Genomic DNA, 22,578 nt, shown 5'->3' with positions numbered 1-22,578 from the left:
CGTGCGATGGACGCGCTGACGTTGTTTAAGGAAGGCATGTTGCTGGTGGTCCTGCTCTCCGCGCCGCCCTTGATCGTGGCGGTGATCGTCGGCGTGTTGACCTCCCTGGTGCAGGCCTTGATGCAGATCCAGGACCAGACCTTGCCCTTCGGCATCAAGCTGGTGGCGGTCGGGCTGACCTTGCTGGTCACCGGTCGCTGGATCGGCGTGGAATTGCTGGGACTGCTGCGCCGGGCATTCGAAATGATGGCCAACACCTGATGACGGCCCAGGCTTTCGTCCCGTACTTCGACTTGCTGCTGTCGATCGCGCTCGGCATGGCGCGCATTTACCCGGTCGCTTACCTGGTCCCGGTGTTTTGCTTCCAGCACCTGCGAGGCTTGCCGCGCCATGCCGTGGTGTTTGCCCTGGGCATGTTGCCGGCGCCCGGTATTCGCCAGGCGCTGATCGACGCCCAGGTCAATTGGCTGTCCCTGGCCGGTTTGATGTTCAAGGAGCTGGTGCTGGGTTTCTTGCTCGGGGTGCTGCTGGCGATGCCGTTCTGGTTGTACGAATCGGTGGGCGCCTTGCTGGACAACCAGCGCGGCGCGCTCATCGGTGGTCAGTTGAACCCGGCGCTCGGCACCGACACTACGCCCCTGGGCCACCTGTTCAAGGAAATGACGATCTTGCTGCTGGTCGCCACCCTGGGCATTGGCACGTTGACCCAGGTGATCTGGGACAGCTACCTGGTGTGGTCGCCCACCGTCTGGTTTCCATTGCCTGGTGCGGATGGCTTCGGCGTGTTTCTCGGGCTGCTCGCCGAAATGTTCATGCACATGATGCTCTACGCGGCGCCCTTTATCGGCTTGCTGTTGCTGGTGGAGTTCAGCCTGGCGCTGCTCAGCCTGTATAGCCCGCAATTGCAGGTATTCGTCCTCGCCATGCCGGCCAAGAGCCTGATTGGCCTGGGCTTCCTGCTGTTCTACCTGCCCACCCTGTGGGACGCGATGACGGGCCGTCTTGGCCGCTATGGCGAAATCCGGCATCTGCTCCATTTGTTGTTGCAGGCGCCCTGAAGGAGGGCTTCGCCCATGAGCGAAGACAGTGGCGAAAAGACCAAGCGGGCGACGCCCAAGAAGATTCGCGACGCGCGCAACAAAGGCCAGGTCGGCCAGAGCCAGGACTTGAGTAGCCTGCTGGTGCTCGCGGCGATCACCGAAGTGGCATTGACCCAGGCCGACGACAGCATGCAGGCGTTGGAAGACCTGGTGGCGTTCCCGCTGCACCGGCTGGATGTCGACTTCGTACGGGCCTTCGAGGAAACCTTGGCCCATGCTGGAGGCGTGCTGCTCAATTTCACCTTGATGACCGTGGGGCTGGCGATCGTCACGCGCCTGGTGGCCGGTTGGATACAGTTCGGCTTCCTGTTTGCCCCCGAAGCCCTGCAGCCTGACCCGAACCGCTTGAACCCGATGAACCAGGCCAAGCAGATGTTCTCCGGCCAGGCGCTGATCAACCTGTTCATGGGATTGGTCAAGGCCGTGTTTATCGGTAGCGTGATTTATCTGGTGACCCTGCCGGCACTCGGCTCGTTGATCAGCCTGGTCAACGGTGATTTGCACAGCTATTGGCGCGGGTTGGCCAGCCTGTTTCGGCACATCATGCACGTTTGCCTGGGTGTATTGCTGGTGCTGGCGATTCTCGACTTTGGCCTGCAGAAATATTTCTTCGCCAAGCGCCTGCGCATGAGTGAGGAGGAGGTGCGCAAGGAGTTCAAGGAAATGGAAGGCGACCCGCACGTGAAAATGCATCGCCGCAGCCTGGCCCGACAATTGGTCGACCAGCCCGTCAACAAAGAAACCAAGCCGGTGGAGGAGGCCGACATGCTGGTGGTCAACCCCACCCACTTTGCCGTGGCGCTTTTGTATCGCCCCGAGGAAACGCCGCTGCCGCAACTGATCGTCAAAGGCGTCGATGCCGAGGCCCGGGCGCTGATCGAACGGGCCAAGGCGGCGCGGGTCCCGGTCATCCAGTGCATCTGGCTGGCACGAACGATCTACCGCGAAGACGTCGGCGGTTATATCCCTCGGGAAACGCTCCAGGCGGTTGCGCACATTTATCGGGTGCTGCGCGAGCTGGATGACGAGGCCAAGGGCGAGGTGATCGAGATTCCGGAATTGAACCTGCGTTGAGGTCGATGGAACCGATGCACATGTGGTTGCCACTCAGGTAGTGAGCCAGGTTCGTCCGGCCGATACCGGCCTGCCGACAGTGCTCACCACACATCGACTCGTGGAGGATTTTCCATGCCTGATCCCAGTTCCCTGACGAACCCCCTAAGGGGCACAGGTGCCCTGCACGGCGCCGACAGCTTATCGCCCTCGCGCTCGCCCTCGCTGAGCCAACGACCCCGTGAGGCGCAGCAGCGCCAGGGCAGCCAAAGCCTGCACACACGGGGACGCTCCTCCTCGACGCCCCCTGCGGTGCATCAACGTGGCCGTACCCGCACGCGGGACGCCAACCACGCGGCGGCGCCGAATGAAGCTCAACCGCTGGATGACGCGCAAACGTCCAGCGCCACTTCGGCATCGCGCACTCCGGACTCTTTCATGAGCGAGATGGAAACCCGTCAAAAGGAGTTGATGGAAAAGCAGTTCGATATACAGATGAAGATGGAAGAGCGCCAGAGCGCCATGATGCTGATTAAAAGCTCCGCCGACATGGCCAAGCTGATGAGCGATACGGTGACCGAGGTGACCAAGGGCTTCATGGACAGCGCGAGGAAAGTCATGCAGGAGGGTGGCGAGGCGATGAAGCTTCGATAAGGTGGAGGGTGTACATCGACCCCGGGGGTGTTGTCCGATGGGGCCGATGTGCATCTGCACCAACCACCGTCTACCCCAGTCGGGTGCGGCTTGCGTTGAGCGAGGCCGGACGCGGGCCACTGGGCATTGCAGGCACCGCCAAGCGCGCACGAACCTCGCCGACCTGGGCGATGAAACCCACGATCCAATGGCAGAACCGCGCCTCGTCGAGCATCGCCAGCGGGCAATGGGCGCACAGGCGAACGCTGCCCTTATCGTCCAGCGCCAGCCAGCTGCCGCCGAGCAGGTCCAATCGAAAGTTGAGCTCCAGCAAGCGCTTGTGCAGGCCGGGGGCGTGGGCAGGGACATCGATCGAGCAATGAAGGATAGCGACGTCGCCGTGATCGGGCAGCTCGATGACCACGGCTTCGCGGTTGCTCGTGTCATACAGCGCACACACGCCACCTTCCAGTTGCAAGTCCGCGTGCAGGTGTTGCGCGAGGGCCGAGATCAAGCGCTGGGCAAGCGGTGCGACAGTCATGGAAACCTCCCTCAATGCAAAAAATGTCATGAACCGTTGTGGCGAGGGGATTTATCCCCGCTGGGCTGCGAAGCAGCCCTGAACCTGCCACCGTGGTGTATCAGGTTGATGTGATCAGCTCTTTGGGGCTGCTACGCAGCCCAGCGGGGATGAATCCCCTCGCCACAGGTTAAACATGTCCCCAAAGAGGGGTCATCGTGTCGTTCAATAAGTGACCGAGTAATCGTCGAGCTCCTCCAGGCCCAGCAGCGACAACTGCCTGGACTGGATTTCATCGAGCAGTTCAGTGGACAGCGGCGCCTCGGGCAGTGCCTGCCAGACCACGAGCGCTCGCTGCGGATCGAGAAACACGAACAGCTGCGCGTAGTCGGTCGGGTGGGCGAAGCGTCGTTCGAGCGCATGCTGGATCTGGTTTGTGCGTAGCGCCTGGCTTTGTATCTGTAAGGCGAGCCCGACGCTGTGAGGCTCGCGTCGCAGACAGAATTCAATGCCCGGGGCTATTTCCCAATACGTCGCGATGCCGGCGATGATGTTCTTCTGGAAGGCCTGGCGAGTGCTCACGCTGTGTACCGAAAAAGACATAGCGTTTCAGTTCTCCAATGGGACGACCGTATGGTCCAGTGGGTGTTCGGGGGAGCCAAGGCCGCCGCGCATGCCGGGCGACCACCAGATCACCAGCCGACCGTTGTCCGGTTCGGCGCGGCTGCAGGCATCGCCCTGGCAGCCCGAGCGGTTCGCGCAGCCGGCGAACACCGGCAGGCTCAGCAATAAAACGAGCAACAGTGGTGTGCGACTCATGGCAGGGTCCTCGCGCTGGTTTGCAGAAGAGAAGGGCGCTCGCCGCCTGGCGTGCGCGTGGGTTGTTTCATGACCACGAACACTTCGGTTTCCTCGCCGGGCTCGAGCCACACCTTCGGCCAGGCGGAGGTGGCCAGGGCCCAGCGGCTGCCGCAGCTCGCCTCGTCGAAGCGCAACCGCTGCTGGCCGTCGTTGCGTACCACGCCCACGGCGATGCCGTAATCGGCACCTGCGAACCATTGCGCCCGTGCAGCGTCCAGCGATAGCCCGGGTTGCAGCGCGCACAAGGTGTCGGGCGAATAAGGAATCGACGCAGCCTGTTTGAACGTGGCCGGAATGTTGCCGTCGGCGAGTTGGGCGAGCACATCGCTGACTTCGATACGGCCGATGGGACGGGTGCCGTTGCGACGCTCTTCCAGGCGGGCCATGGCGCTGTCGACCTGTTCGCGGTCAAGGGCAGAGATATAGCGGGCCGGGTCGACCTGGTCGCCGATCAGGCGCGGTGTCAGGATGAAGACCCGTTCGCGGCGGCTGGTCTCGCGGGTGGTCGAGGAAAACAGCAGCGGCCCGATCAGCGGGATGCGACCCAGCCATGGCACCCGTTCGAGGTTGTCGCCGGTCTCTTCGGTATGAAATCCGCCGACCACCAGCGACCGGCTTTCCCCCATGACAGCCTGGGTGCTGACCACGCCCCGACGTACGCTGGGCGTCTGCTGGCCGACCTCCGAGGGTTCGATGCGGCCGTCTTCGATGTCCAGGGACATCTGGATCTGATTGCGCCCCCCGGTCTCGATGGCATGGGGCACGACCTGCAAGCTGGTGCCCGCCGTGATCGGCTCGACGGTGGCTACGCGCTCGCCGATGGCGGAGATGTACTCGGTGCGGCTGAAGTCGATGACCGCCGGCTGGTTCTCCAGGGTCAGAACCGATGGGTTCGCCACCACCGAGGCCAGGCCACGGCCCTCCAGGGCACGCAGTTGCGCGGAAAAATCGCCGTAGTCCTGAATGAACACCGTCGAGCTGGCGCCGGGGCGAATCATCGAGGCTCCACCGATCAGATCGCCGCTCTCGACGTTCCAGTTCGAGGCCAGCTCGGCCAATTGCGTGCGGTCGATGTCGAGGATGATCGCGTCGATCTCCACCAGCTTGCGCGGTACATCCACATCGCGAATCAACGGCGTGTAGATTTCCCGCCGCTTGGGCGCGTCGTAGATGAGCACCGCGTTGTTGCGCACGTCGGCCTCGACGCGGATCTTGCCCCGGCCGCCTCCACCGCCGCTCGCGCCAGACGGTACGCGGTTGGTGTTCGGGCGCCCCATGCCGTTCAATGCCAATTGTTCGATGTTGCCCATGGTCGCCGATTGCTGGGCCTGCATGTTCTGGAACGACGCTTGGGGCGAGGCCGTCTGCATGCCGCCCGACACGGCGCTGCGGCTTTCCAGCAAACCTTTCAGGATGCTGGCGACTCCGGGAATGACCAGTGTCTCGCCGCGGTACTTGACGTTGCGGTCGGCGGCGGTGGCATAGCGCAATGGGAAGCTGATCACTTCCTGTTTTTCCTCGGGGGTCTTGCGTGCTTCGGCAAACTGCGTCACCAGGCGTACATAGCGTTCCGGGCCGGATACCAGGACCACGCCTTCGTCGGGCAATTCACCCCAGCCGAAACGCGAATCCAGCAGTCCGATGTCGGTCAAGGCTTGCTTCATGTCCGGTACGGCGTCAGCGGACACTTCCAGGCGCGTGGAGTCCTGGTTCTGCAAGGGGCTGACGTACAACGTGTTGCCGTACATGAACCACTGGAAGCGATTTTCCAGGCCGAGCCTGTCGAGGAACGCCTGGGGACTTTCAGCGCGCATCCGCCCGTCGACGGTGCCTTTCACCGTGCCATCGATCACCAGTTGCACCGCGAAGGTGTTGGCGAAATCGCCGAGTACCTTGGCCAGCGGTGTGCTCTGGGCGTCGTAGGCGTAAGGCGTGTTCTTCCAGTCGGTCGGTATGGCCGCCTGTGCCGGCAGGCCCGCGCCCAGCGCACCGATCAATGCCAGTGCGACCAGCGAAGGTTTTGCCCAGGGGCGTGGGATCGACTGGCCAAGGTGTACCTTGCCTGCGGTCATCAAGCGGTACGGCGTAAGCCACCTGTTAGGCATGGCGGTTTCCTGTTCCGAGCAAGTGAGAGTGCGAGAGGCGTCGCGCTACAGGCGCCGCAGCGGCACGTTGGTCTTTATTGAGAATGGATTGCCAGGTATCGCGCTGGTTGAGCAGTGCTTCGAGTGCCTCGATGAGGTCGTCGATGTGCCCGTCCGGCGCCAGTTGCGTCAGCAGCCATAAACGCCCGTCCTGCGGCGAACGGGCCAGCGCGCCGGGAAATCGCGAGAGGCTTGGGTGCGCCAGCCGAAGCAGGTCTTCCAGAACCACCTCATGGGTCATCGGGACGGTCAGCTCGACCGATACCAGCAAGGCCTCGTCGAGCTTGCTGAAGGTCGCCTCGCCATCGTCGATGACAAGGCCGAAGTGCTCCGGGCCATCGACGCTGGCGCTCCAGCGGGTGAGCTGTGTTCGCAGCTCATGGCATTGCATCGATGATCGCCTTGGCGAGGTTGTGATGGGCAGTGGTCTGTTGAGTCGCTGCGTTCACCGCGACGGACATGCCGTTCATGCTGGTCAGGAATGAATGCATGTCGTCGAGCGACTGCGTTTCCGCCGCGTTCATCGCAGCGTTGTTGACGTTGTCGGTCGCGCGTTGGAAGTAGGTGTCGAGGCGGCGCTGGACGGCATCGGCGGAAGACATGGGCGGTTCCTCTGGGTTAGGCATGTTCACGATGTGAGTGGTGGTCATGCCATTGGCGGTTCCGCGCATATGAGGAAAAAAACCTGGGGAAGTGTGGTTTGCTTGTGTTGATGGTGGGTCAGTTGGCGTTGGGGGTGACTGTGCTGGGTCAGCTTGCGGTGATGTTGGATGTGCCGCCGTCTCGCGAGCAGGCTCGCTCCCACAGTTTTTCCGGGGTGTTCACAGACATTGCAGCCAGCACAAATCCCCTGTGGGAGCGAGCTTGCTCGCGATAGCGTTGGGTCAGCTTGCGGTGATGTTGGATGTGCCGCCGTCTCGCGAGCAGGCTCGCTCCCACAGTTTTTCCGGGGTGTTCACAGACATTGCAGCCAGCACAAATCCCCTGTGGGAGCGAGCCTGCTCGCGATAGCGGTGGGTCAGTTTGCAGGGATGTGTGGTGGATCAGGCAGGCGCAAGGCTTTGACAGCGGAGGGCCAGTCGAGCAGGAATGTGCCGCCTGGCGTTTCCAGCTTCAGTTGATGTCGTTCCATGTCGGCATCCGCCACCGGTGTCCAGGGGCGCTTGCCATCGGTGCCCAGGCTCTGCGTCAGGCTCGCCAGGTCTTCGGGATGGCAGCGGAGGGTGGCGCTGACCGGGTCGTCCTGGCGCGACGCCAGTTGGCGGACGAGCGCATCGATACGTGCCTGCTCCGGGACCTCGTTCAACAGCGTCCCCAGGGCTTCGTTGACCAGGTGTGCGGCGCTTGTCTCGATCCGCTCCCACATGGCTTGGCGCTGGGCTTCCCAGGCGGCGAGCAAGGTCTCGGCCTTTTCCCAGAATCGAGCTTGAGCCTCAAGCACGGACGCGTCCGCCTCTGTGCTGGCGCGTTCAAGCCATTGCGCAACCTGGGCCTGGGCCTGTTCGAGGACGACCTGCGCGCGGGCACAATCCACCAGGGTTTCGCGGGCGATATAGGGCTGCGACAGGCTTTGGCCATCGGGGCGCAGTTCAAGCGAACGCCGAGCGAGCATCGTGTTTCTCCGTTTGGATAGTGGCCGGGGCTGCCAGGCTTTGCTCAGCCTTCCAGCAGGCGGACTGCCAAAGCGTGTTCAGCTTGGCGGCTGGCGGTTGAGGGGCGCTCACCGATTCGATGGTGATGATTCTGTCGCGTGGGAACGCCAGGCGCGCACGTTCCCAGACCCGTTCACCCAGCCAGGCGCGCAGCAGTGCGAGCGGATCCTGGCCTTGTTCGAGCCAGTGTCCCGGCCGCAGGGCTTTGGCGGTGCGCTCGCACCAGGCCCGGTCTTGCGTGGAAAGTGCCGGCGTTGCCGTTAACGGTGCGCAAGTGCTCGCCACCAATTCGCAGGCAAGGAACAAGGTCCGCGGTGTACCGCAGAACAGTGATTGCAGCGCCGGACTGGGTTGGGGTGGCATGCACGGGGTCATGCCGAAGCTACGTGCAAGCGCGGCATGGTGCCCCCGGGCGAGGGCGTCGATTTGCGGTGCGGTCAGCAGGCAAAGCGTCGATGAATACCAGTCCCGGTCTGCTTCGCGCCAAGCCAGGCTCCACCAGCGAACCCATTCAATTTCCGCCGTCATGCGGCGGTACCGTTACTGCCGGGCTTGGCCCCCGGGGGTTTCACGGCAAACAGCCCAGGTGTCGCACTGCCTTGAGGTGCGGCGGGCGCTCCGGCTGGCTTGGCGAGCTTGTGCTCGAGAAACCGTGGCAGCACCAACACGCCCTGGCGCCATAGTCGATAGAGGCCATAGAGGGCGCCCATCAGGATGGCGAGCAAGGCGATGCTTGCCGCCACGGTCACCGCTCGCCAGTAACCGATGTCATCGGCCTGCATGAGAAAGGGGCCGAAGTACGCCATCTTGCGCTGTTCCTGATAGGGTGCGGCGGGCACGAATACCACCGATAACTTGGTCGGGTTCTGAGTGGCGTCGGCCATGCCGGGAATCCCGCTGGCGACCAGGTTACGCACACGCGGGGTAATGCTGTCGGGGTCCAGGGCACTGGTGTGCTTGATGAAGACCGAGGCCGATGCGGGCTGGACCGGCTCACCCGGGGCCACCCGTTCCGGCAGGACCACATGGACCCGGGCGAGCACCACGCCATCTATTTGTGAAAGCGTCGATTCGAGCTCCTGGGACAGCGCGTAGATGTAGCGGGCACGCTCTTCCATCGGCGTGGAAATGACCCCCTCCTTGCGGAAGATCTCCCCCAGGCTGGAGCGGGACCGACGCGGCAGGCCGGCGGCTTCGAGGACTTGGACGGCGCTGTTCATGTCGGCAGGCTCGACCAGTACGGTCAGTCCGTCTTTATCGACTTGCTTGCTCGCCTCCACGTTCTTGTTCGCCAACTCGGCGATCACTTCGTTGGCATCCTGCTCGGAAAGATGGCTGTGCAGCGCCGTCCGTTCGTCACAACCGGTGAGCAGCAGACACAGCAACAGTGTTGAGAACGCGCGCATGGACATGACCGGCCTTCCCTTTACTGAAGATTGGTGAGCTTCTCGATGGCCTGGGAGCCTTTGCTGACTATTTTCGCGGTCATCAGGCTTTCCAGGTGGAAGGATGATAACGACCGGTTCGACTGCAACATATCTTGCGGGTCGGCGGTGCGGACGGCCTTGATCATGTCGCGGTTGGCGCGATCATCCAGACGCTGCAATTCGCCGGAGCGACTCGACAACGAGTCAATGATGCGTGCCGCGACATTGTTTTCGCTGTCCGGGGCGGGGGCATTCTCGCGCATTTGTGCGTTGAACCAACTGACATCGCTGGTTTCGGCACTGGCCTGTGGCCTGGCGCTCGTTTTGGCGGAAGTGGAGGCGAGGTTGCTGGGGTCGATGGCATGTACGTCCACGGAATATCTCCTGTTTCAATGGCTGGAATTCAAAGAGCGGGTGCCTTCAGGCGCACATCAGCCTCAAGACGTTGCGAGCGCTACCGGTGACGCTCAGGTGAAACTCGATTTCTTCCCGGCTGCGGCGCACGCGCTGGCGTATCGGGGCCTGTTGGCCGGCAAGGCGGGCCAGGGCGAAATCCAGCTCTTCCAGGGCAAGCTGGAACAAGCGAGTTTCGCGAGCGTCCAGTGCCGTGCCGCGGGCAATGCGTTCGGTCCATGTCCACCGTTCTGCATCGAGGGTCGCCGGTGGGGGATAGCGCGTCGGGTGCTGGTCCATGAATGCCGCGATCTCGAACAACAGGTCCTGGTCGTCCGGTTCATAGCGCGCCTGGCCGTCACCTTCGTCGATGTCCAGTAGCGTCAACAGTTTCCTTCGGCCCAGGACCGCGATGATCTTGAGCAGCAGCGACAGGCTCGCGTCATGACGACCGCGCCGCGTGGCGTGATCGCCCTCCATTTCCCAGGCACCGAACAAGGCGCCACAGAAGGGGTTGTTGGCACTGCCGAAATCGCTTTGGCTGTCCAGATCATTGTCACCGATGGGTTGCCGGCGATGGGCGAACATCTGGGCCAGATCGTTGAACAGGTCTTCATTGGAATAGGCGTCATCGATGTCCACGTCGAGATTGGAACCGGTGCCGCTGTTGATCTCTTCCAGGATGTCTTCCAGCACCAGGCGCAAAGGGTCTTCGGTCTCTGCGGCCAATCTGTCCTGGGGGTTGCGCCAGCCAAAGCGAGACTGTCCGCTCGTCGAACCCTGTTCGTCGCCCCACTGGACGAGCGACTCCCGCAACCGGTCGCCGGCCCCATGCAATGCCAGGTGCTCGGCGACCACGTTCGCCAGGCCCGGTGGAGTCTGGGCAGGGCGCCGCGTGGGCTCGTCATGGGACAGGTCTCTGAGAGCACGAAGGCTGTCTGGCAAGTCAATGTGCATAGGGCCTCCTGCGCATCGCGCTTGAGGTTGCCCCGCCGAAGCGGGGACTGAAGCGGATGGGTCAGAATCGTATGCCTTTGGATGCCTCCCCCATGGCGGTGATGGCTTTGGTTGCGGTGTCCATCGACCCTGCCGCGATTGCGTTCATGGTGTCTGCGACCAGTTTCTTCTGGTCGAATTCGGATTTCATGGTTGTCATCGCAGCCGAGGTCGCGTCCATCTGCTGCATGGCAGCCGTGGAAGCCGCGAGAGAAAGTCCACCAAAACTCATAGTCGTATCTCCGGGTTGTGGAATGGCGAGACGATCGTGAGCGTCTCGATGGTTAAGTGGCGACCGTTGCGTAAACGGTTCCACCGATCCCACTCAACTCGTCGATATTTGCAGGCACTTCATTCGGTAATACAGGGTGCGCCGGGCGATACCCAGTTCGGCGATGACCTTGTCGATGCAATGATGGTGGCGGCGCATGCAGTCCTCGATGAGGATTTTCTCGAACTGCTGCAGGTGCTCCTTCAACTTGAGCGTTGAACTGTTGTGTTCCAGTGGTTCTGCGCGGGGCAGTGCCGGCAAGCCAAGCACATATCGCTTGGCGGCGGATTGCAGCTCGCGGATGTTTCCAGGCCAGGAGTAGCCGAGCAGTTGGCGCAACAGCGCTGGTGAGGGAGCGACATAGGGTCGGTCAAGTGCCTGGGCCTCCCGCCGCACCAGCGACTGGAACAGCGGCACGATGCGTTCCTTGCGGCTGCGCAGAGGGGGCAGCTTGAGGCTGATGATGTTCAGGCGAAAATAAAGGTCCCGGCGAAACTCGCCGCGTTCGACCATTTCCCCCAGTGGACACTGGGCGGAGGCGATGACCCGCATGTTCACCGGGATATTCTGGGTCGAGCCCAGCCGCTGGACCGTCCTCGACTCCAGGACACGCAGCAGCTTGGCTTGCAGGCCCAACGGCATGCTGTCGATTTCGTCCAGGTACAACGTGCCGTTATGCGCGGCTTCGACGAACCCCGCGCGATTTTGGCTGGCGCCGGTATACGCGCCGGTATTGGCCCCGAAGAGCTGGCTCTCGGCGAGTGTTTCGGGGATGGCGGCGCAGTTGATCGCAACGAACTTGCCGGAGCAACCCGACATGCGATGGATCTTTTCTGCCAGCGTGTCTTTACCGGTGCCAGTTTCGCCGCGCAGCAGCACGTCGATCATGAGCGGGGCGACACATTGGACAAACGCCTCGAGGTTGAGGGCGTCTTCTTTATGGGGATTGGAAAGTGCAGCGCATAGCAGCTTTTGCATCACTGACGATTCCATTCTTGTTTGGTTTAGGAAGGTCGACAAGTTGAAAGATGAAAAGGCGTGTGAAACTTCCTCGAGTTAGCGCCGCCGCGCGACTGCACTGGAAATCAACATTTTTTTGGTTACGAGGTTTAGAGAAGAGATTAAAAAAAAGTTCATGCTGGCACGGCCGCTGTTAATCGATTCAGCTAAACGGTCGGCAGGCGTCAAATGCCCTGCACAACCCGCCTGGCACGGGGCACAGGCCGAAAAGGAGGGGCAATCGCGTCTTTGGGAAAAATTGGATCCGACAAACGGTTCAACTCAGGCCCTTACTTTGAGTAAGAGCTCTAGAGGCGAGTACTGGGCTCAACTTTGTGGCGTCGCCCAAGAGCAAGCCGGCAATACGTGTTGTAGTTAATTTGTCAGTTTGAAACCGACCATGGGCAGTAACAGCCCACCGCCAACGTGTGAGTAGCATCAACTTCCCGGCCAATGCTCAATGCCTCCAGAATCGGTTCGATGAAGCTGTTGCTCGAGTTGCAGGTCAGGCCTTCGCTGTAGGGGCCGAAGTACGCCAGTTTGCCGCTGCGATCCCAGATTGCCACGGCCGGGCTGGCGGGAATCTGGTTCGATCCGGGAAGCGCCGAGAGGGTTTTCAAGCTGCTCAACGTGGCCGGCAGCCGACCTTGGCTGCCGGCTTTTTGTACCGCATAAAACTCGACGCCTTGCGGTACATATTTATCGATCAGCTCGGAAAGGTGCTGCTGGTTGCCGACGTTGCACGGGCATGCCGGGTCCCAGAAGTGCACCAGGCGTATCGCACCAGGGCCGGCCAGATCGACAGGCAGGCGTAGAGGATCGCCGGAAAACACCGCGGTGTGTTGGCTGAAAGCCCGCAGGAAACGGCCCTGGAACCAGTCGTAGGCCGCCCACAATACGATGGCGCATCCGAGGGCAAGCAGGCTGGCGAGCAAGGTCGTGCGGTGGGATGGGCGCATGGAGTCGATCCTCTGAAGCCGCGTAGCTTGCCATGCCTGCCGCGACAGATGAATATCGCAGGCTTGTAAAGTCTGTTTCGCGCGATGCGCCCATGCCTGGAAACCTTGATGCCTGTCACTTTCGACCCCGATCTCCTGCGTGCCAGCCTGCAACCCTTGGCACAGTGGCAACCCCTGTCGGAACAAGCACAGGCTTATCAACGGTTCTATGGGCTGGACTTCCCCCAACGTGCGTTGCGCAGGGGGTTGGGGTGTTTCGAGATAAAAGGCTATGAACTGGTCAGCCAGGTCTGGTGGCCGGAAAAAGCCGTGGCGACTTTGTTTGTGTTCCACGGTTACTACGATCACATGGGGCTTTACCGGCACTTGATCGAGTGGGCCCTGGAGCAGAAATTCGCAGTGATCGCCTGCGACCTGCCGGGCCACGGCCTGTCCAGTGGCGAACGCGCCAGCATCGAGGATTTTGCCGAGTACCAGGCCACCTTGCAGGGTCTGTTGGCCGAGGCCGGGACGCTGGACCTGCCGCAACCCTGGCACCTGTGCGGCCAAAGCACCGGCGGGGCCATCGTCGTCGATCACGTGCTTAACCAAGGCGCACAGAGCCCGGCCCAGGGCCAGGTCATCCTGCTGTCACCCCTGGTGCGACCGCGGGCCTGGGGTTGGTCGCGCCTGAGTTATTACCTGCTCAAGCCGTTCGTGACCGGTATCGCCCGGCGTTTCAGCGAGAACTCCACCGACCCGCAGTTCCTGCCCTTCCTGCAAGCCGACCCGTTGCAACCTCTGCGCCTGCCCACCGCTTGGGTGGGTGCGTTGGGGCAATGGATCAAGCGTATCGAAGCCGCCCCGAGCAGCCCGCGCCAGCCGTTGATCGTGCAGGGGCAGGCGGACATGACGGTGGATTGGGTGCACAACCTGCAAGTGCTGCGCAGCAAGTTCGACCGGCCGCAGATATTGATGTTGCCCGAAGGGCGTCATCATTTGGCGAATGAGGCGCTGGCGATACGGAAGGAGATGTTTGGGTTTTTGACGAAGCGGATGAGCCGGGTTCGGCGGTGACTGGGTTATTGCCATCGCGAGCAAGCTCGCTCCCACAGGGTATTTAAGTGAACCCAGGTTTTGTAATCGTCGCAGACCCAGTGTGGGAGCGAGCCTGCTCGCGATAGCGGTGTCAGGGGCACAGAAGAGCTACTGCCCGAGATTCTGCCCCACCGCCAACCCCGCCCGGATCGCTGCCAAAGCCGCCTGATAATAAGCCTGGCCCTCGGTCGACTCGGCGAAGGTGGCGAACTCTTCCAGCTCGGTATCCGTGAGGTCACGGTAGACGTACAGCAGCGTGTTGTTCAGGTCCGCGCCGATCTGTTCCATCAGCCGTTGGCGCTGGCCGTTCAACATGCCCTGGGCCTGACCAGCGCCCAAGAGCCCCGGGATCATCGAACTCAGGCTGTCGGCTGCCACGCCGGCGATCGCCAGGCTGACTTCGGCGCCGGCCTCGCGAGCGGGCAGGGCCTGGGCCAGGTGACCGATGATCAACAGGCGGTTGTCGCTGGCTTGCATCTTCGGCAGGCCCTTGGCGTTTTTCGCCAATTGATCGCGTCGGGTCGCCAGCAACTCGGCCGCCACGACCTTGCGGCCCAAAGGTGATTGGAAAAAGTTCAGGGCCGCTTGAGGGTCGCGAAGATTCCTGCGCATTTGCGCCTCGGCCCGCTGGTCCATGGCCTGGGGGGCGAAACGTTGATTGCTGTTGTTCACCAGCGCCTGGAACACCGCCGGCGGCAGGCTGCTCTGGTAGCGCTGCTGGGCGGCGCTCAAGGCATCATTGAAATGCGCCCGCTGTTCCGGCCAACCGGCGACCTTGTACAACTGGTCGTAGCTGTCTGCCCAGGCGGGCAAAACGCAGAACATCAACAGTGAGAAAAGCAAACGGCGCATAGGGACTCCTGTCAGCAGCCGACTATTCTCCGTGGGGTGTGGGGTCTTGTCGAGAATTCGTATCAAGTTCGTACGGCGGTGCTATCTGGCGGCAAAAAACCTGCCGAGCGTCGCTGTCGGTTTTGCAGGCACAGGCATACTATGCGCGCCATGCAAATACCTTCTGATCACCCGCTGCTGTTACGTATCGTCGACGACTTGGCCGAGCGCGGCTGGTCGCAGCAGAACCTCTTCCTGCCGCAGGCGCTGACCCGTGCCCTGGCGGCCGAATGCCGCCAGCGTGCCGCCGAGGGCGAACTGGCTCCGGCAGCGGTCGGGCGCGGGCCGTTCTCGGAGATCCGCGAAGGCATCCGGGGTGATCGCATCCAGTGGATCGAACCCGGCCAGGCGCAAGCCTGCGACCAATACCTGGTGCTGATGGACAGCCTGCGCGAGGCGATGAATCGAGGGCTGTTCCTGGGCCTGGAAGATTTCGAAAGTCACTTCGCCCTCTATCCTCCGGGGGCGTTCTACCTCAAGCACGTCGACCGCTTTCGCGATGACGACCGGCGCACGGTGTCGGCGGTGCTCTACCTCAACGACGATTGGTTGCCGGAACACGGCGGCCAGTTACGCATGTACCTGGACGATGGCGTGGAGCACGACGTGGTGCCCATTGGCGGTTGCCTGGTGGTGTTCCTGTCGGGCGACATCCCCCATGAAGTCCTGCCCGCCACCCGCGATCGCCTGTCCTTGACCGGTTGGTTCCGCCGTCGCGGCAACGAGTTGTTCTGACGATGGAAAAGATCCTGGTCAGTCGCTGCCTGCTCGGGCATCGCGTGCGCTACGACGGCGGTGCCAGTGGGCCGTTCGATCAACTCCAGCAATGGCTCGACGAGGGGCGGGTCGTGCCGTTGTGCCCGGAAGTCGCCGGCGGCTTGCCTACGCCTCGGGCGGCGGCGGAGATTCCTGGCGGGCAGGGCGGGCAAGTGCTCGACGGCCAGGCGGCGGTGATTACCACCGAAGGCGAGGATGTGAGTGCGCAGTTTCTGTCTGGTGCGAATCAAGCGCTGGAATTGGTGCGTGCCCATGGCATCCAGATCGCCGTGCTCAAGGCCAACAGCCCGTCGTGCGGCAATCGGCTGACCTATGACGGGACTTTCAGTGGTGTGAAAGTCAGTGGTGAAGGCGTGACGGCTGCGTTGCTCAAGCGCCATGGCGTGCGGGTGTTCAATGAGTTGGAATTGGCTGACGCGGCAGCGGCCCTCAAAGCCTTGATCAACGACTGATTGATTGCTTTTGTGGCGAGGGAGCTTGCTCCCGCTGGGCTGCGAAGCGGCCCCAAAATGCCTGGACGCGGTTGGCCTGACACAGCGAGGTGTCAGGTTTCAGGGTTGCTTCGCAACCCACCGGGAGCAAGCTCCCTCGCCACAGGGTTTGTGTGCTTGCCAAAGGATTTTGTGTACGTGGCCACAGGCGCTGTGTCGCTTAGAGCCGCTGCGCCAACTGCTCAATCTGCTCCTGTCGCTCCGCCTGGCTCAACCGCGCCTGGGGATTGAGAGATGACCACTGCGGATGCGCCCGGGCCTTGTTCAGGGCTTCGGGCAGCTTGCCTTCGCGCCAGGTCTTGTCCTGGGGTGTGGCGATGCGGATGCTGTCCATCGCCGCGTGGCCGCGTTGGTTGAGAGCTTGCAGCAGTTGGCGTTGGCGCAGGGCCAACAGGCGCAGCACGCTGTCGTCCACCGTCAGTTCCCGTTGCCCCTTGAGCTTGCCTATCAGCCGGTTGCCATAGCTGCGGGCGGTTTGCAGGGTGCCGCCGACAATGGCCCCGGCCAGGGCGGCGGCGCCAAGAGTCAGGCCGCCCACCAGCAAGTCGACGCCGGCCCCGGCCGCCGCGCCCGCCGCGATCCCGCCACCGACCCGCACGCCCAGTTGCTTGAGGGTCTCGGGGTTGAACAGGTCGTCGCCCCAGCGCCCGTCGAGCAGCGGCAGATCGCTGGCGGCAGCGTCCTGGGGCCTGAAAGCGTAGAGCTTGAGCAGGGCCTCGACGCAACGCTGCTCGCGCTGGCGCACCGCGTTGCGCAGTTCACTGATGGCTTCGCGTTCCAGCTCGGCGTCGCTGGCTACGCTGCGGCGGCAGGCGGCGCAGTCGATCAGCAGTTCGGCGATCAAGCGTCCCGCACTCTGTTGGCGAGCCAGGCGTTGGGCCTGTTGGTCAGTGACCAGTCGTTCCAATTGCCCACGGGCACTTTCCAGTAACAGTGCGAGGCTTTCATACAGGCGTCGCTCGCCGTCCTCGGGCGGGGCGACGCTGTCGAACCGTACCAGGGCGTGCAGGCCCAGGCGCGCCAGGGCTTCGCGCCAGTCGGGCTCGCGATGGTGGGCGCTGCTGACGAAATTCAATACCGGCAGCAGCGGCTTGCCACAACTGGCGAGGACTTCCAGCTCATCGCGGTACTTGGCCAGCACCGGCTCCCGGGCATCGATCACATACAGCCCGGCATCGCTGGCGAGCAGTTGCCGCAGCACCTTGGCTTCCTGTTCGAAGCGCTGCCGGGCCTCGCTGCCCTCGAGGAAACGGGCCAGGCGCGCCGGGCCGTCCAGGCGTTCACCCGGGCGCTCCAGGCGCTCGAGGTAATCGAGCAGGGCGATGGCGTCCTCCAGGCCCGGTGTGTCGTACAGCTCCAGCAGCGCTTCGCCGTCCACCGACAAACGCGCACCCTCGACATGCCGGGTGGTGCTCGGGCGATGGGACACCTCGCCGAAGCCGACGTCGCGGGTCAAGGTACGCAGCAGCGAGGTCTTGCCCACATTGGTGTGACCGACCACGGCCAGCTTCAGCGGCTTCATGGGCTCAGTCATGGCCGGTCTCCAACCAGTTCAAGGGCATGCAGTCGGCGAAGGGCAGCTGCAACTGTTGCAGCGCAGTGTGCCAGTCCCCCAGGCGTTCGGCGTCCAGCGCTTCGCCGGGCGGCGCCTGCAACAGCCAGACGCGGGTGGCGCTGGCGCTGCGGGCCAGCTCGGCGATCAGCGCCAGGCTGCCGCGATCCGGTGAGCGGCGTGGGTCACAGGCAATGGCCAGTCGTGCCGGAGGAAAGCGTGACAGTTGTTCGAGGAGTTTGTGGCGCGACTCGCGGCTGTCGAGGATGCCGGCGTTTTTCACGGTTTCGGGCAGCTTGGGCGGCCAAGGTCGGTCGTCCAGTTCGATCGCCACCAGCAGCGCGCCGTCGCTGTCCATTGCACTGACCGCATTTTCGATGGCGTGCAATTGCGCGGGTGCGGCGTCGTTGACCCCCAGGCGCTCGCTGCTGGGCATCAGCCGTTCACGCAATTGGGCGTAGCCCGGCAGGTTCAAATCCAGGCGCAGCGTGGCCCGACCACGCCGCCAGTGCCACAGACACAGCAGCGCCAGGCCCAGGCGCGGCACCACGCCATAGACCAGCAGCACGCCCACCAGCCAGGCGGCCCAGGCCTGGCGGGCGCTCTCGATGTTCAGCGCGGTGTCGCCACTGGCGCGGATCATCTCCACTGCTGGCACACTGAAGCCCAGCAGGGCAGGCAGCGCGCCGAGGGCTTGGGTCATGGCGACGAAGGTTTCGCCACCGAGAATCGTGGTTTCCCAGACGAAGCCGTAGCGCCGGGTCGCCATCAACATCAGTACGATGACCAGCGCACTGAGCATCGCCAGCAGCCACAGGCCGTTGACCAACACGCCGAGTGCCCAGCGATTGAGTTTATGCCTTTGCAGCAACAGCAGCAGGGCCGGCGCCAGTTGGGCGGCCTTGGCATCGCGGGCGAGTTTTTCGCTGAGCCACAGCCACAGGCGCCCCAGTGCGGCACCTTGCTCACCGGCGAAGATCAGGCCCAGGGCCCAGGAGATGAGCAGAATCAGATTCAGCCCCAAAAGGCTGCCCAGGGCCCAGAACACGTTGACCGGGGTTTGCCCGTCGCCGAGTGCGGCAAACCCCAGGCCGGCACCACTGATGATGGCGAGCAGCGCCAATGCGATCAGCGCCAGGCGCGCCCCTTGCAGCCAATGGCGCAGGGCCTCGGTGAGGCCATCGCGCTCGGCCAGCCAGCGGGCGCGGTGGCGGATGCGGGTGGCTAAGTTGCCGCCTGATGCGCGGGCCAGGCGATTGGCTTCCTGGTCCTCGAGCGGGCCGGCGTGTTCTTCACGCAGGCGTATCGTCTCGGTCAACCAGAGGTTCTGCAGTGCTGTCACGGGTGCTTCCGTTGCTCGAATGAGGGTTGAGCATAACCGCTGTGATGCCTGTCGGGGTACGCCGAGCCTCTGGTATCCTCGCGGCCATGAACAAAACTCTCCCCTTAAGCCTGATCGCAGCCCTCGGTGAAAACCGTGTGATCGGCGTCGACAACAGCATGCCCTGGCACCTGCCAGGGGATTTCAAATACTTCAAGGCCACCACCCTGGGCAAACCGATCATCATGGGGCGCAAGACCTGGGACTCCCTCGGTCGACCGCTGCCGGGGCGCTTGAACATCGTGGTCAGCCGTCAGCCGGACTTGTTGCTGGAGGGCGCCGAAGTGTTTTCCACCTTGGAGGCAGCAGTGGCGCGCGCCGAGGCGTGGGCGCTGGAACAGGGCGTCGACGAGTTGATGTTGATCGGCGGTGCCCAGCTGTACGCCCAGGCCCTGGAGCAGGCGGATCGGCTGTACCTGACCCGCGTGGCGCTGAGCCCGGAAGGGGATGCGTGGTTTCCGCAATTTGATTCGAGCCAGTGGAAGCTGGTGTCGAACCAGCCGAACCCGGCCGAAGGGGACAAGCCGGCCTACAGCTTTGAGGTGTGGGAAAAACTGTAAGCCCTGTGGGAACTATACCTGTGGGAGCAAGGCTTTGCTCCCACAGGTATCAGGCAATCAAGCGTGCACCAACTCCCCATGCTCCTCGGCATCCAGCAGGGCCTTGTCGGTCTGCTGCATCACCTGGCTGGTGATCGCCCCGGCGGTGATCGAGCCGCTGACGTTCAGCGCCGTACGCCCCATGTCGATCAGTGGCTCGACGGAGATCAGCAACGCCACCAGCGCGACCGGCAAGCCCATGGCCGGCAGCACGATCAACGCGGCAAATGTGGCGCCGCCACCGACCCCGGCCACCCCGGCCGAACTCAACGTCACGATCGCCACCAGCGTCGCGATCCATAGCGGATCCAGCGGGTTGATGCCCACGGTCGGCGCGACCATCACCGCCAGCATGGCTGGATAAAGACCGGCACAACCATTCTGGCCGATGGTGGCGCCGAACGAGGCGCTGAAGCTGGCAATCGCCCGCGGGATGCCGAGGCGGCTGGTCTGGGCTTCGATGCTCAACGGGATGGTCGCGGCGCTGGAGCGGCTGGTGAAGGCGAAGGTCAGCACCGGCCAGATCTTGCGGAAAAACCGCAGCGGGTTGATCCCGGCGGCGGACACCAGCAGGCCATGGACCACGAACATCAGGCCCAGCCCCAGGTACGACACCACCACGAAGCTGCCGAGCTTGATGATGTCCTGCAAGTTGGAGCCAGCTACCACCTTAGTCATCAGGGCCAGCACGCCGTACGGGGTGAGCTTCATCACCAGGCGCACCAGGCGCGTCACCCAGCTTTGCAGGGTGTCGATGGCGTTGATCACTTTCTGGCCTTTTTCCACGTCATCCTTGAGCAGCTGCAACGCCGCGACACCGAGGAACGCGGCGAAAATCACCACGCTGATGATCGAGGTCGGCTTGGCCCGGGCCAGGTCGGCAAAGGGGTTCTGCGGAATGAACGACAGCAGCAACTGCGGGATATTCAGGTCGGCGACCTTGCCGGCATAGTCGCTCTGGATCACCTGCAGGCGCGCCAGTTCCTGGGTACCGGCCACCAGGCCTTCGGCGGTGAGGCCGAACAGGTTGGTCAGGCCGATGCCGATCAGCGCGGCGATGGCGGTGGTGAACAACAGCGTGCCGATGGTCAGGAAGCTGATCTTGCCCAGGGACGAAGCGTTATGCAGACGGGCCACGGCGCTGAGGATCGAGGCGAAGACCAGCGGGATGACGATCATTTGCAGCAACTGTACGTAGCCGTTGCCCACCAGGTCGAACCAGCCGATCGAGGCCTTGAGCACCGGGTTGCCGGCGCCGTAAATCGTGTGTAGGGCAATACCGAACACCACGCCCAGCACCAGCGCCAGCAGCACCTTCCTGGCCAGGCTCCAGGTGCGGTGACGGGTTTGCGCCAGGCCGAACAGCAAGGCGAGGAATACCAGCAGATTGAGGATCAGCGGCAGATTCATCTAAAGAGACTCCGATAAGACGTGCCAGTCGCCCGAAGCCGCGACTGTGAGCCGGGAAGCCTAACAGCCTGATAACTAATGAATTAATACTAAAAACGCATGTAGATTGTCGTTTATGGAATAAGGCAGTGACGTTTACGGGTATGTCGCTGGCGCTATCAAGATGTAAGCGGTCGCCCACAGGCGAGGACTGTCACAGGCATTTGTTAGCGTCGAGTTCTTCAAACCTGGGAGGAATGCCGATGAAGCTCGTACCTCGTTTTCTCGCTGTCGCCTTGAGCCTGGGCCTTGCCGGCCAAGTGCTCGCCACCGAACTCAAGCACTGGCCGGCCGAGCAGGCCAAGGCCTTGGACGCGATGATCGCAGCCAACGCCAACAAGGGTAACTACGCGGTGTTCGACATGGACAACACCAGTTACCGCTACGACCTTGAAGAATCGTTGCTGCCGTTCATGGAGAACAAGGGCCTCATCACCCGTGAAAGCCTGGACCCGTCCTTGAAACTGATGCCGTTCAAGGACACGGCTGACCACAAGGAAAGTCTGTTCAGCTATTACTATCGCCTGTGCGAAGTGGACGACATGGTTTGCTACCCGTGGGTGGCCCAGGTGTTTTCCGGTTTTACCCTCAAGGAGCTCAAGGGGTATGTCGATGAGCTGATGGCGTCCGGCAAGCCCGTGCCGACCACCTATTACGACGGCGACAAAGTGGTCCAGTACAACGTCAACCCGCCCAAGATCTTCACCGGCCAGGCCGAGCTGTACAACAAGCTGATGGAAAACGGCATCGAGGTCTATGTCATGACCGCGGCGTCGGAAGAGCTGGTGCGCATGGTCGCCTCCGATCCGAAGTACGGCTACAACCTCAAGCCGCAGAACGTGATCGGTGTGACCACGCTGCTCAAGGACCGCAAGACCGGCGAGCTGACCACCGCTCGCAAACAGATCACCAACGGAAAATATGACGAGAAGGCCAACCTCGGCCTGGAATACACGCCTTATCTGTGGACCCCGGCGACCTGGATGGCCGGCAAGCACGCGGCGATCCTGACCTACATCGACGAATGGAAAAAACCGGTGCTGGTGGCGGGTGACACACCGAGCAGTGACGGCTACATGCTGTTCCACGATGTGGACGTGGCCAAGGGCGGCATTCACCTGTGGGTCAACCGCAAGGACAAATACATGACCCAGATTAACGGCATGATGGCCAAGCACGCTGCGGCCCAGGCCAAGGAAGGGCTACCGGTGACGGCGGACAAGAACTGGGTGATCGTCAAGCCCGAGGATATCCAGTAAACCCGGGTTGCGGAGGAACTCACCAACCCTGTGGGAGCGAGCCTGCTCGCGATGGCGTCAGGTCAGCGGCATTTTTTTGGCTGATACGCCGCTA

At 62.7% G+C, this 22,578-nt stretch carries 27 protein-coding genes; 9 read left to right on the top strand and 18 right to left on the bottom strand.

Annotated features, from left to right (window positions below):
* Window positions 1-6 precede the first annotated feature (6 nt).
* From sctS to PSH86_RS28915, 4 genes are all read left to right on the top strand, one after another.
* Entirely contained in the window at window positions 7-261 is a 255-nt protein-coding gene (gene sctS, locus PSH86_RS28930; RefSeq protein WP_003206603.1) for a type III secretion system export apparatus subunit SctS, read from the top strand.
* Complete coding sequence (gene sctT / locus PSH86_RS28925) at window positions 261-1,058, top strand: type III secretion system export apparatus subunit SctT (RefSeq protein WP_109752489.1); 798 nt, start codon at window positions 261-263, stop codon at window positions 1,056-1,058. Before sctS ends, sctT begins: the two co-directional genes overlap by 1 nt.
* Before the next feature lie 15 nt (window positions 1,059-1,073).
* A complete protein-coding gene (gene sctU / locus PSH86_RS28920) occupies window positions 1,074-2,174 on the top strand; it encodes a type III secretion system export apparatus subunit SctU (protein WP_116833690.1) in 1,101 nt (366 codons plus the stop codon).
* A gap of 114 nt (window positions 2,175-2,288) precedes the next feature.
* Entirely contained in the window at window positions 2,289-2,807 is a 519-nt protein-coding gene (locus PSH86_RS28915) for a type III effector (protein ID WP_176688952.1), read from the top strand.
* Window positions 2,808-2,877: 70 nt separating this feature from the next.
* On the opposite strand, the gene PSH86_RS28910 is transcribed toward PSH86_RS28915, so the two are convergent.
* The 14 genes from PSH86_RS28910 to PSH86_RS28845 form a co-directional block, all read right to left on the bottom strand.
* A complete protein-coding gene (locus PSH86_RS28910; protein WP_109752485.1) occupies window positions 2,878-3,327 on the bottom strand; it encodes a type III secretion system chaperone in 450 nt (149 codons plus the stop codon).
* A 204-nt stretch (window positions 3,328-3,531) separates the two neighbouring features.
* Complete coding sequence (locus PSH86_RS28905; RefSeq protein ID WP_116833689.1) at window positions 3,532-3,909, bottom strand: transcriptional regulator; 378 nt, start codon at window positions 3,907-3,909, stop codon at window positions 3,532-3,534.
* A 6-nt stretch (window positions 3,910-3,915) separates the two neighbouring features.
* Complete coding sequence (gene hrpT, locus PSH86_RS28900) at window positions 3,916-4,125, bottom strand: HrpT family type III secretion system protein (protein WP_024619913.1); 210 nt, start codon at window positions 4,123-4,125, stop codon at window positions 3,916-3,918.
* Window positions 4,122-6,272, bottom strand: a complete 2,151-nt coding sequence (gene sctC, locus PSH86_RS28895; protein ID WP_305486604.1) for a type III secretion system outer membrane ring subunit SctC — start codon at window positions 6,270-6,272, stop codon at window positions 4,122-4,124. The genes hrpT and sctC overlap by 4 nt, the downstream gene beginning before the upstream one ends.
* Entirely contained in the window at window positions 6,265-6,702 is a 438-nt protein-coding gene (locus PSH86_RS28890; RefSeq protein ID WP_109752480.1) for a type III secretion system chaperone, read from the bottom strand. Before PSH86_RS28890 ends, sctC begins: the two co-directional genes overlap by 8 nt.
* A complete protein-coding gene (locus tag PSH86_RS28885) occupies window positions 6,689-6,913 on the bottom strand; it encodes a type III secretion protein (protein WP_109752478.1) in 225 nt (74 codons plus the stop codon). Before PSH86_RS28885 ends, PSH86_RS28890 begins: the two co-directional genes overlap by 14 nt.
* 416 nt (window positions 6,914-7,329) lie before the next feature.
* Window positions 7,330-7,923, bottom strand: coding sequence for a type III secretion system stator protein SctL (gene sctL, locus PSH86_RS28880; RefSeq protein WP_134926259.1), 594 nt, complete (start codon window positions 7,921-7,923; stop codon window positions 7,330-7,332).
* Window positions 7,901-8,491: a hypothetical protein gene (locus PSH86_RS28875; protein WP_305486597.1), complete on the bottom strand. Its 591-nt coding sequence runs from the start codon at window positions 8,489-8,491 to the stop codon at window positions 7,901-7,903. Before PSH86_RS28875 ends, sctL begins: the two co-directional genes overlap by 23 nt.
* Window positions 8,488-9,375: a type III secretion system inner membrane ring lipoprotein SctJ gene (gene sctJ / locus PSH86_RS28870; protein WP_176688956.1), complete on the bottom strand. Its 888-nt coding sequence runs from the start codon at window positions 9,373-9,375 to the stop codon at window positions 8,488-8,490. Before sctJ ends, PSH86_RS28875 begins: the two co-directional genes overlap by 4 nt.
* A 14-nt stretch (window positions 9,376-9,389) precedes the next feature.
* Entirely contained in the window at window positions 9,390-9,764 is a 375-nt protein-coding gene (gene sctI, locus PSH86_RS28865; protein ID WP_305486593.1) for a type III secretion system inner rod subunit SctI, read from the bottom strand.
* Window positions 9,765-9,810: 46 nt separating this feature from the next.
* Window positions 9,811-10,740 carry a type III secretion protein gene (locus tag PSH86_RS28860; RefSeq protein ID WP_305486590.1) on the bottom strand — a complete coding sequence of 310 codons (930 nt, stop codon included), beginning with the start codon at window positions 10,738-10,740 and terminating at the stop codon, window positions 9,811-9,813.
* Between the two features lie 61 nt (window positions 10,741-10,801).
* Window positions 10,802-11,011: a type III secretion apparatus protein RspA gene (locus PSH86_RS28855; protein WP_109752469.1), complete on the bottom strand. Its 210-nt coding sequence runs from the start codon at window positions 11,009-11,011 to the stop codon at window positions 10,802-10,804.
* A gap of 93 nt (window positions 11,012-11,104) precedes the next feature.
* Window positions 11,105-12,028: a sigma 54-interacting transcriptional regulator gene (locus PSH86_RS28850; RefSeq protein ID WP_116833683.1), complete on the bottom strand. Its 924-nt coding sequence runs from the start codon at window positions 12,026-12,028 to the stop codon at window positions 11,105-11,107.
* Between the two features lie 404 nt (window positions 12,029-12,432).
* Complete coding sequence (locus PSH86_RS28845; RefSeq protein ID WP_249015679.1) at window positions 12,433-13,008, bottom strand: DUF6436 domain-containing protein; 576 nt, start codon at window positions 13,006-13,008, stop codon at window positions 12,433-12,435.
* 108 nt (window positions 13,009-13,116) lie between these two features.
* On the opposite strand from PSH86_RS28845, the gene PSH86_RS28840 reads away from it, so the two are divergent.
* Window positions 13,117-14,064, top strand: coding sequence for an alpha/beta hydrolase (locus PSH86_RS28840; RefSeq protein WP_212801588.1), 948 nt, complete (start codon window positions 13,117-13,119; stop codon window positions 14,062-14,064).
* A 129-nt stretch (window positions 14,065-14,193) separates the two neighbouring features.
* Here PSH86_RS28840 and PSH86_RS28835 read toward each other — a convergent pair whose 3' ends face one another.
* The gene (locus PSH86_RS28835; protein ID WP_305486578.1) at window positions 14,194-14,937 is read right to left on the bottom strand and encodes a hypothetical protein; all 744 of its coding nucleotides are present in this window, start codon (window positions 14,935-14,937) and stop codon (window positions 14,194-14,196) included.
* A gap of 141 nt (window positions 14,938-15,078) precedes the next feature.
* On the opposite strand from PSH86_RS28835, the gene PSH86_RS28830 reads away from it, so the two are divergent.
* Complete coding sequence (locus PSH86_RS28830; protein ID WP_116833680.1) at window positions 15,079-15,711, top strand: 2OG-Fe(II) oxygenase; 633 nt, start codon at window positions 15,079-15,081, stop codon at window positions 15,709-15,711.
* Window positions 15,712-15,713: 2 nt separating this feature from the next.
* Entirely contained in the window at window positions 15,714-16,205 is a 492-nt protein-coding gene (locus PSH86_RS28825) for a DUF523 domain-containing protein (RefSeq protein ID WP_116833679.1), read from the top strand.
* A 199-nt stretch (window positions 16,206-16,404) separates the two neighbouring features.
* Here PSH86_RS28825 and PSH86_RS28820 read toward each other — a convergent pair whose 3' ends face one another.
* Both PSH86_RS28820 and PSH86_RS28815 read right to left on the bottom strand, forming a co-directional pair.
* Window positions 16,405-17,778 (bottom strand): GTPase/DUF3482 domain-containing protein, encoded by a 1,374-nt coding sequence (locus PSH86_RS28820; RefSeq protein WP_163856272.1) that lies wholly within the window; start codon window positions 17,776-17,778, stop codon window positions 16,405-16,407.
* On the bottom strand, window positions 17,771-19,138 hold the full coding sequence (locus PSH86_RS28815) for a DUF2868 domain-containing protein (protein WP_116833677.1): 1,368 nt from the start codon (window positions 19,136-19,138) through the stop codon (window positions 17,771-17,773). Before PSH86_RS28815 ends, PSH86_RS28820 begins: the two co-directional genes overlap by 8 nt.
* A gap of 86 nt (window positions 19,139-19,224) precedes the next feature.
* On the opposite strand from PSH86_RS28815, the gene PSH86_RS28810 reads away from it, so the two are divergent.
* Window positions 19,225-19,737: a dihydrofolate reductase gene (locus PSH86_RS28810; protein ID WP_305486572.1), complete on the top strand. Its 513-nt coding sequence runs from the start codon at window positions 19,225-19,227 to the stop codon at window positions 19,735-19,737.
* Window positions 19,738-19,794: 57 nt separating this feature from the next.
* On the opposite strand, the gene PSH86_RS28805 is transcribed toward PSH86_RS28810, so the two are convergent.
* The gene (locus PSH86_RS28805; RefSeq protein ID WP_109752451.1) at window positions 19,795-21,186 is read right to left on the bottom strand and encodes an L-cystine transporter; all 1,392 of its coding nucleotides are present in this window, start codon (window positions 21,184-21,186) and stop codon (window positions 19,795-19,797) included.
* A gap of 242 nt (window positions 21,187-21,428) precedes the next feature.
* Between PSH86_RS28805 and PSH86_RS28800 the strand changes: the two genes are divergently transcribed.
* Window positions 21,429-22,484, top strand: a complete 1,056-nt coding sequence (locus PSH86_RS28800; RefSeq protein ID WP_109752449.1) for a phosphorylcholine phosphatase — start codon at window positions 21,429-21,431, stop codon at window positions 22,482-22,484.
* Window positions 22,485-22,578: the final 94 nt, after the last annotated feature.

Source organism: Pseudomonas sp. FP2300 (assembly GCF_030687595.1).
Classification (GTDB): Bacteria; Pseudomonadota; Gammaproteobacteria; order Pseudomonadales; family Pseudomonadaceae; genus Aquipseudomonas; species Aquipseudomonas bijieensis.
The sequence above is the reverse complement of the archived record's forward strand: the minus strand, read 5'-3'. Positions and strand labels throughout refer to the sequence as shown.